The 3,175-nt window shown below is 46.6% G+C and carries 2 protein-coding genes; both read right to left on the bottom strand.

Annotated elements, in window-relative coordinates; genetic code table 11:
• Positions 1 to 2,181, bottom strand: a 2,181-nt coding sequence (locus tag AC1DUA_RS31085) for a family 20 glycosylhydrolase (RefSeq protein WP_477503421.1), incomplete at its 3' end; no start/stop codon positions are given.
• Positions 2,182 to 2,266: 85 nt separating this feature from the next.
• Positions 2,267 to 3,175: cohesin domain-containing protein (locus AC1DUA_RS31080; RefSeq protein WP_477503420.1), on the bottom strand; the 909-nt coding region annotated here is incomplete at its 5' end.

Below are 3,175 nucleotides of genomic sequence, written 5' to 3'. Positions count from 1 at the left end.
GCCTTCTCCGGGCGCTTTAGTCCCGATCAGGATCATTTGCTTACCGTTAAATTTCATCTGGTAGGAATCATCCGTCGTTGCGCTTGCACTTTCATTGCCACCATTCCATGTACCCGTATAATTAAATTGATTGTTGTCTACACCAACAACTCCATTCTCAATGATCGTACGCGTATTGACTTCGGCACGTTCAAGTGAGAGAAAGAAATTGGATGCAGCGCTGTTTTTTCTTCCCGAAACTCTTACTTTAATTGTATGCTCGCCAAACGGTAAGACAGGTGAGGAATACCAGTTAAAGCCGTTTTGCCGGGAAGTTGCATATAGATCCGCATCAACTTCACTRCCCCCATCTACGGATACAGCAGCAATGCCGTGCCCCGGATCTTTAGCCCCAAATATTCTGATCTGAGTTCCAACGAATTTCATCTGGAAATAGCTATCAGTCAAACCGGAATAACTGTCTGATGAAACGACCCAGCCATTGCTTCCATTACCCGATCCAATTTTCGAATAAGAGAATTGGTTATTACCCGTACCTTGCTCATTATTTTTGATTGAAGTTACTCCAAGTGGATCCGTTGGCGCCGGGTTGCTGACCGCTAACTCATCTCCGATCAGACTCACCCGGTTAAAGAAATCGGCAACCTTGGCGGAACGAGGGCCTCCCCATAATCTTTCGGCGAGTACCTGGCGCGGTTTTCTAGCTGCATCTTCGAAATTGCTTTCTGGAATCACGTACTCTCCTTCTCCAACCTCTACACCTTTAAACGAGCTTCCGCTTTCATACCCGATCCTGCCATCCGGTGTCTTTACTTGATCCCAGTAGTCCGACCAGATCGATAGAAAGTAACCCATGATATTCGGATGTACAGAAGGATTCCAAGTCTCGTACATGGATGTTGTATTCGGCAGAAGAGAGCGTCCTGCGGTTACATACATCACGTTCCCGGGTGAAGCGTAAACCTTATAACCTTCTTTGGCGAAATCAATCGCTTGCTTCGAGGAGCTGCCCTCATCACTCCAAACGGTAATGACGTTATCTTTATTCAAGCCGATGCTGGGATGATAGTCTTCAAATCCGTTCCAGTTCATCGGTATTTTCCCGAGCTGCTTCACATGTTGGCTCATTTCATTAATAAATTCAATAAAGCTGTCTCCGACTTTCGGCAAGCCGTTATTCGTTTTGTATGCAACAAGCTCGGGACAAGCATTCATCTTCGCTTCGGTTTGAATTTCATCCGAGCCAATATGGAAATACGGTCCTTTGAACAAAGGAACAAACTCATCAAGCAACGATTTGATCCATGCGCGAGTTTCGCTTTTCGTATAATCGACTGTAAACTGAGGAATGCTCCAGCCCGTCGTATCTTTATCCATGGAAGAGCAGCTGAATTTCAACGCGGGGTTGAATTTATTAAGGATCGCTGCATGACCGGGCATTTCTAATTCCGGTATGATCAGTACGTGATAACGGTCAGCGATTTCAGTCAACCTTTGGATATCAGCTCTGCTGTACGATTTGGGAGAAGCCAGGCCTGGATACGTTTCGCTTTTCAAGCGAAATCCGTTCCACTCACTGAAGTGAAGGGTAAAGGTATTCATCTTCGTCCAGGCAAGTCTTTTGATTGTGTCTTCCAGATACGTCATCGAATAATATCTGCGACCGACATCAAGCATGATGCCACGCTGCGGATACTGCGGATAATCGTGGGCTATCCCTTGAGGCATAGAGGATCGCGCAGCGTCCTGCTGCAAGATTTGCAGTACCGTCCGAGTTCCATAGAATACGCCGCCGGACGTGTGCGCTTTAATCGAAACGAAGGCTGCTGCCTCCAGTACATATCCTTCATTCCCGATCCCCGAGTCATCCGTATTCAACGACAAGAAAAAGTCACCTGCATTTGCGGCATTCGCATTTACAATGGCCATTGCTTTTCCGGTAACTATCGTCAAATCTTCTTTAAAAGCTGCCGCCGTACTCGCTAATTCCGCGCTATATGAGGCATCTACAACGATTCGTGATGTATCTTTTAATTGAAATGTGCCTGTTCCCCCCGTCCATTCCCGTAAGCTCGGCACCACATTAGGAGCCGCATTCGCTGCGTAAGAGACCGAAGGCATTTGAAACATCGAAAATAGTAGAGAGACAATGACTAGCGCTAAAATTGATTTTCTTTTCAAAAAAGAATACCTCAATCTAATTCCCCCTATTTAAAGTTTTTTGAAAAACGGGAGGATGCCCACTTACATCCCCCCTATTTACTTTTTATTGAATAATTTTRCTCGCAATGGCTGCAAGATCGCTTATGTCAATCTTGTTGTCATTGTTTATATCTGCGCGTTTGACTTGATTCCAATCTGAACTTTCTGCGTTCTTGCCATAGTTCGCCGCTGCAAAGCCTAGATCGCCGATGCTCACTTTGCCATCGTTATTCACATCGCCAGGAATACCTGCCGGCACTGTCGTTACAGCGATGCTGATTGACGTTGCGTCCGCTTTCGTTTCAATGCCCTTGTCGTCGCCGAGTGTAGCTTCTGTTACCGAGATCGTACCCGAAGCTGCTTGCACCACATTCTTGGCCTTAAAGACGATCTCGGCAATTTCAGCCGTACCTGTAACGGCATTGCCCGCTCCTTGGCTTGCGATGATAAGGCGAAGCATTCCTGCGTGATCCTTGGATTGAACGATGCTAATGCCATCTTTCATAGGCTTGGCTGAAACAAATTCCATGACGTTCGTGTCATAGCTCAGGCTGATATCTTGACCGTACACGCTTTGCGTGACATTCTGCAGCCCGAAACGAACCGTGAACTCACTGCCAGCAACAACGGAGTTCGTACCGCTAAGCGTAGTTCCGGGAGCTTCCGGAATAACCGGTGAATCAAGCCATTCCAGAACCGATAGAACAGGTCTATGATCGGAAGCGACATCATCCTGAATGGCCTGAGCATTAACAACACGCCATTGGTTTTTCTGCCCGTACATAATGTAGTCAATCTTACCGTCCTCTTCATTAGTCCAATCTGTAATACCCGCCGTAGCGTCTGTCCACTTGCTCGTTAAAGATTTGATCGTGTCTGACTCCGGAGTTGCATTCAAATCGCCAGCCAAAATGTAAGGCGAAGTCGAACCGTAAAGTTCAACAATCTTCTTCACTTGATCGGCCTGAATGCT

Source organism: Paenibacillus sp. 01T422 (genome assembly GCF_056398785.1).
The sequence above is the reverse complement of the archived record's forward strand: the minus strand, read 5'-3'. Positions and strand labels throughout refer to the sequence as shown.